Raw genomic sequence first — 5,938 nt, forward strand, 5'->3', positions numbered from 1 at the left:
ATTTTTTATAGATACTTTGCAATATTAATATTTTATCTTTCATAGTGACCTGCTTGCAGAAGAGTAAGAAGATTGGAAAAGATTGGAAAACAAAGGAGCAGGATAATACCATACAATACTGCCAGTAAAAAGAGGAAAAGCAGCAACAAAAGGTATATGAATATTACCAGGAGGTAGGACAGTATTAAATCAGAAGCAAATATGGTATATTTGTTAGAATAATAGTGCATTCTATAAAAAATAATGTTAGATTTTCAGGCATTTTGACGTTTGTGTACTTCGGATGGGCAAAAGATAATTAGGATATTTGAGGGGGGAAATGTGAAAATCAAATTTAAGACCATACTACGGTTATTGGAACTATGCATGTTTATGAATATCCGTTTTATTTGATGATTTTCAAATTTGTCTAATTATTGACTTAATACATTAATCATGTGTTAAAATAAAAAAGTAATGTTAAACAAATAAAAATCAGAGCTTGACTTTTAAAATAAAGTATTTTATTTACGTTTTCATAATTTTAATTTTAAAAGGAGAAATAATATGGGTAAAACACGCCATATCCAAGCTCGAATGTCCCAGAGAGGTATTAGGCAGTCTATGGTTGATTTGACGATGACGTATGGCATCAAACAACAAGATAAAATTATTTTGAATAAAAAAGGACTTCAATGCTTATTGGATGAATTACAATCCGTCCAAAAAATCGCCCAAAAAATGATGGAAAAAGGGGGATTAGTTGTTGTTGAAAAAGATAATATAAAAATTACGACATATCACTTAAATAGCTATCATTCGTATTAAGGAGATCACCATGAGCGACAATCTAATATGGAATATATATAATATATTGAGGGGTGAATCTTCATTACAAAAGTCAGCAGTCGATCTTTTTATTCTTCAAGTATTAAGTTGGCTTAAACTATCTAAAAAAAACGAACTTTGTCCTGAAAAAACATTTGAATCTGTCCGTAAAGGGCAAATCACCACCTCTTTGCTTGAAAATCTTTTTTATGGTTTAGCCAAAAGCCCTTCTGAGTTATCTAAAAAAATTGGATTAAATGTTGAAGGCTTTAAGGTGTCAGGTAGCATAGCCATGATTAACCGCAGTGTCTTAATCGCATTGTTGGATTATTTATGGTCTGCCTATCAGAGTGATAACATAGACTATGAAAATATTGTGTGGGATATAGCACGTTATTATGATTCTCAGTCTGGCTTGACTCGAATAAATTATGAAGTGGCTAAACTTGCTACAGATATCGCTGATATTCAATCAAATGAAAATGTTTATTGCCCTTTTGAATCCTCATATAATGGAGCAATCATTTGTGCTGATTATACAAACAATATTTTTACTGAAAGCCCTGTTGAATCAGCCTATCCTTACTTAGTAAATATCCTTTGTGACATAAGTTTGAATCCTAATTTTAGCGACCCAATTGAAGCACCAAGTTGGGTAGAAAATGGGAAACTAAGAAAGTTTGATGTCACTGTTGCTTTTCCACCTTTTGGTATACGTTATAGACAAGAAACTGCTGATATTTTTAATAGATTTTCAGAAAAATCCTTATACGGCGAGGTTTTACATATACGTCATTGTATTGCTCAAACCAAAAGAAAAGCAATAATAGCAGTTCCTCTTGGGATACTCTTTAGAACAAGTGCTGGAGAAAAGGAATTAAAACAGGATATAATTGAGAAAGGATTAATTGAAGCAATTATTTCATTACCTCCAGGATTATTAGCTAATACATCTATTCCTTTTGCCCTTGTTGTTTTGAATTTACAATCTAATAATGTTTCTCCATACGATATTTTATTTATAGATGCCTCATCAGAAAGATTTTTCAAACGCCAGAATAATCGCAATACACTTAGTAATATTGATGAAATTATATCCATAATTAAGAATCCGTGTGATGGACCTTATTCTAAAATTATTTCATCCAAAATTTGTGAAGATAACGAGTTTAACCTATTACCTAACCGTTATGTTCTGTCTTCAGCCCAACAGAGCCTCGAAAATTTAATAAATGAAAGCAGTGTGATTGAAATCAACAAGATAGCGGACATAATGCGGTCTCAGTCAGTTCGTTCAAAAGAAGATGGAGTACATGAATTTTTAGAGGTAATGGTTAGCGATATACCTTTAACAGGCTATATCCAAAAACCTGGTCATTCTTCACTGGTCAGTAGTAAAAAACTTCAAAAAGCTAAACAACAGCGGTTAAAACCTCTTGATATACTTATCTCTACAAAAGGGAGTATCGGTGTGGTTGGTATAGTACCACCAAGTTTTGAAGGTGACTGGCTCGCTGGTCAGTCTTTTCAAATTCTTCGGTTAAAAGAAAAAGAAAATATCATTATTGATCCTCGAATCCTATACATGTACCTACGTTCCTTTGTAGGTCAAGAATTAATCAAGTCAAAAGCTGCTGGAACAGCAGTTCAAATGGTTCAGGTTCGTGATATTAAAAATTTTCCTGTAATCATTCTTACAAAAGAAGAACAAAAAGAAGTATTGAAATCCTTTGAAGAAGAGATAAAAATTCAACATAAAATGAAAGACTTAGAACAACAGTTAGATGATATAAAAAAAAAGCATTGGAATAAATAATTTCCGAAAATTTATTTAATAAAATAAGATAGTTATATTTTTAAGTATATTGAAATTTCTTTATGAAGTATCAACAGGAGTATAATGGCTAAAAAAAATTCAGCATCCAAAAACAATAAAAGCTTTGAAGAGTCCCTGTGGGATTCTGCTAACCGTTTACGGGGAAGCGTGGAATCCTCGGAATACAAGCACGTTGTCCTGAGTTTAATCTTCCTCAAGTTCGTTTCTGATAAATTTGAAGAACGCCGTGCGGAACTTGTATCAGAAGGACAGGAAAAATACATCGACATGGTGGAGTTTTACACCATGAAGAACATCTTCTATCTGCCGGAAACCTCACGCTGGAGCTATATCCAGCAGCAATCCAAGCAGGACGACATAGCCATAAAAATTGATTCTGCCCTGACAGCAGTGGAAAAAAGCAACGCATCCCTCAAAGGTGCCCTGCCGGACAACTATTTTTCCCGTCTGGGTCTTGATGGCAGTAAACTTTCAGCCCTCATAGATGCCATCAACAACATTGACACCGTTCAGGATAAGCGAGAGGACGTGGTAGGCAGGGTCTATGAGTATTTCCTGGGCAAATTTGCCGCTTCCGAAGGTAAATTAGGCGGCGAGTTCTACACTCCCAAGTGTGTGGTCAATCTCATTGCCGAGATGATAGAGCCATACAAAGGCAAAATTTATGATCCCTGCTGCGGTTCCGGCGGTATGTTCGTGCAATCCCTCAAGTTTGTGAAGAGTCACCACGGCAACACCAAGGATATTTCAGTTTATGGGCAGGAATACACCACCACCACCTATAAGCTTGCCAAGATGAATCTGGCAGTCCGGGGAATCTCAGCAAATCTTGGGGAAGTCCCTGCCGACACCTTTTTTAAAGACCAGCATCCAGATCTAAAGGCAGACTACATCATGGCAAATCCGCCCTTCAACATGAAGGCATGGCGGGCAGCCAATGAACTCACCGACGATTCAAGATGGGATGGATACGAAACCCCGCCCGTGGGCAATGCCAACTATGCCTGGATTCTCCACATGGTCTCCAAGCTCTCCGAGCATGGTGTGGCAGGTTTTGTCCTTGCCAATGGTTCCATGTCCACCAATACTTCAGGTGAAGGGTCAATCCGTCAGAAACTTGTGGAAAATGATCTGGTGGACTGCATGGTGGCACTTCCGGGTCAGCTTTTCTACACCACCCAGATTCCCGTCTGTCTCTGGTTTCTCACCAAATCCAAAAAAGCCGACAGTGAGCGAGGGTTCCGCAACCGTGAGGGTGAGACTCTCTTCATTGATGCCCGAAAGATCGGGGAGATGATCAGCAGAAAGCAAAAAGAGCTCACAGATGAAAATATTGAAGCCATTGCCAAGACCTATCACGACTGGCGAAGTGAAGAGAAAAACGACTATTATGAAGATCAAGCCGGATATTGCAAATCTGCCAATCTGGAAGAGATCCGAAAGAACGATTATGTCCTCACCCCTGGGCGTTATGTCGGAGCACCTCCCCTGGAAGATGACGGCATCCCCTTTGAAACCAAGATGACCGAGATGAGCCAAACGCTTTACGCACAGATGGCAGAGTCGGCAAAGCTGGATTCGGTGATTCGGGAGAATCTGGAGGTGCTGGGTTATGGAGATTAAAGAACCAACAGTAGAAGAACTCAAAGTATTGGTTGATAAAGCCCTTGTGCATCTTTATAGACGAGATGTCGATTTGATTCGGCGAGGGGTGCAAGAAGAGACTTTATCGCACAGACTAGCACTCTATTTGGAAGTCCTCTTATGCGAGCATCTTCATATCGAATTGTTTGATCAAACAGTCTACGATGTTGATACTGAATACAACAAGAATGGTGAAGATCCTAAACGTCTCGTTCCTGGTGGGGGTGGCAAGCGCCCTGACATCATAGTGCATAAGCGCGGTCGCAATGACAACAATCTATTGATTATTGAGGTCAAGAAAAATATAAATTTTCAAATTGGGACAAGTGATGATAACAAATTGCGTGGTGCAACAAATCCAAACCATGATTTCAGATACAGGCTCGGTTTATATTTAAATCTAATGTCTGATTGTGCTGACCTTACATGGTATCGGAATGGAATACAAGGAGCTATGATTCAGTGGAATTGGGAGGGTTTGGCTTATGGAGAGTAATTGGCCCGAAAAAAAACTTGGTGACCTTTTCAAGGTCAAACATGGCTTCGCATTCAAAGGTGAGTATTTCACTGATATCGAGACACGTCACTTGCTGACGACACCAGGAAATTTTTCTATAGGCGGAGGATTTCAGAATGATAAGCCAAAATATTACAATGGGCCAGTCCCTGATGATTATATCCTAAATGCTGGCGACATCATCGTAACAATGACTGACTTGAGCAAAGCTTCAGATACACTTGGAAATGCTGCTATTGTTCCCGAAGACTCAAATATTTGGTTGCATAATCAACGTATTGGTCTCCTCGAATTTAAAGATCCAACCCAAAGTCACCCCAAGTTCGTTAGTTATCTACTTTGTTCGCATGAATATAGAAGCTGGATAGTCGGCTCTGCAACAGGAACAACGGTCAAGCATACTTCACCAAGTCGTATCTCGGAGTTTACGTGCCCAATCCCGCCCCTTCCCGAACAAAAAAGAATCTCCCACATCCTGGGATCATTAGACGACAAAATTGAGCTAAACCGTCAAATGAACGCCACCCTGGAAGGAATGGCTCAAGCCCTCTTCAAAAGCTGGTTTGTAGATTTCGACCCGGTGATCGACAATGCCCTTACCGCCGGAAACCCAATCCCCGAAGAGTTCGCCGCCCGTGCAGAAACCCGCCATAAAGCCCTTGCCGATGGGACTGCCAATCGTGAGGTTGCCAGGCAGTTTCCCGCAGCGTTTCAATTTACGGAAGAAATGGGGTGGATTCCGGAGGGGTGGGAGGTTGTTCCTTTAGGCAATCTTTTACGCTCTGTTTCAGATACTTATCCATTAAAGACAGTCGATAAAGTCGTATTTTTAAATACGGGTGATATTTTGGATGGAAGTTTTTTACATCAGAATTATTCTGCAACGGCTGGACTTCCAGGTCAAGCTAAGAAAACAATACGTGAAAAAGATATACTTTATAGTGAAATAAGACCTAAAAATAGACGTTTCGCATATGTTCATTTTGATGGTTCAAATCATGTCGTTTCAACTAAGTTAATGGTTCTGAGGGCAACTGGCGATATCAGTTCAATGTTTACATATTTAGTTTTAAAGCAGGAGTCAGCCATTAATCATCTTCAAATAATGGCAGAATCAAGATCTGGAACTTTTG

The 5,938-nt window shown here is 39.0% G+C and carries 5 protein-coding genes; all 5 read left to right on the forward strand.

Going from position 1 to position 5,938, the window contains the following annotated elements; genetic code table 11:
• Window positions 1-546: 546 nt before the first annotated feature.
• Complete coding sequence (locus MTBBW1_RS26660; protein ID WP_080809894.1) at window positions 547-807, forward strand: hypothetical protein; 261 nt, start codon at window positions 547-549, stop codon at window positions 805-807.
• Window positions 808-817: 10 nt separating this feature from the next.
• A complete protein-coding gene (locus MTBBW1_RS26665; RefSeq protein WP_080809897.1) occupies window positions 818-2,623 on the forward strand; it encodes an N-6 DNA methylase in 1,806 nt (601 codons plus the stop codon).
• An 84-nt stretch (window positions 2,624-2,707) separates the two neighbouring features.
• Window positions 2,708-4,267 carry a type I restriction-modification system subunit M gene (locus MTBBW1_RS26670; protein ID WP_080809900.1) on the forward strand — a complete coding sequence of 520 codons (1,560 nt, stop codon included), beginning with the start codon at window positions 2,708-2,710 and terminating at the stop codon, window positions 4,265-4,267.
• Window positions 4,257-4,784, forward strand: a complete 528-nt coding sequence (locus MTBBW1_RS26675) for a hypothetical protein (protein ID WP_080809903.1) — start codon at window positions 4,257-4,259, stop codon at window positions 4,782-4,784. The genes MTBBW1_RS26670 and MTBBW1_RS26675 overlap by 11 nt, the downstream gene beginning before the upstream one ends.
• Window positions 4,774-5,938 (forward strand): restriction endonuclease subunit S (locus MTBBW1_RS26680; RefSeq protein ID WP_080809907.1); only part of this gene is annotated, 1,165 nt, incomplete at its 3' end. The genes MTBBW1_RS26675 and MTBBW1_RS26680, both read left to right, overlap by 11 nt.

Source organism: Desulfamplus magnetovallimortis (genome assembly GCF_900170035.1).
Classification (GTDB): domain Bacteria; phylum Desulfobacterota; class Desulfobacteria; order Desulfobacterales; family Desulfobacteraceae; genus Desulfamplus; species Desulfamplus magnetovallimortis.

Bases quoted from the DNA above. Each gene is read 5' to 3' on its own strand.
- MTBBW1_RS26660 (WP_080809894.1), top strand. From the start codon at position 547: ATGGGTAAAACACGCCATATCCAAGCTCGAATGTCCCAGAGAGGTATT.
- MTBBW1_RS26665 (WP_080809897.1), top strand. From the start codon at position 818: ATGAGCGACAATCTAATATGGAATATATATAATATATTGAGGGGTGAA.
- MTBBW1_RS26670 (WP_080809900.1), top strand. From the start codon at position 2,708: ATGGCTAAAAAAAATTCAGCATCCAAAAACAATAAAAGCTTTGAAGAG.
- MTBBW1_RS26675 (WP_080809903.1), top strand. From the start codon at position 4,257: ATGGAGATTAAAGAACCAACAGTAGAAGAACTCAAAGTATTGGTTGAT.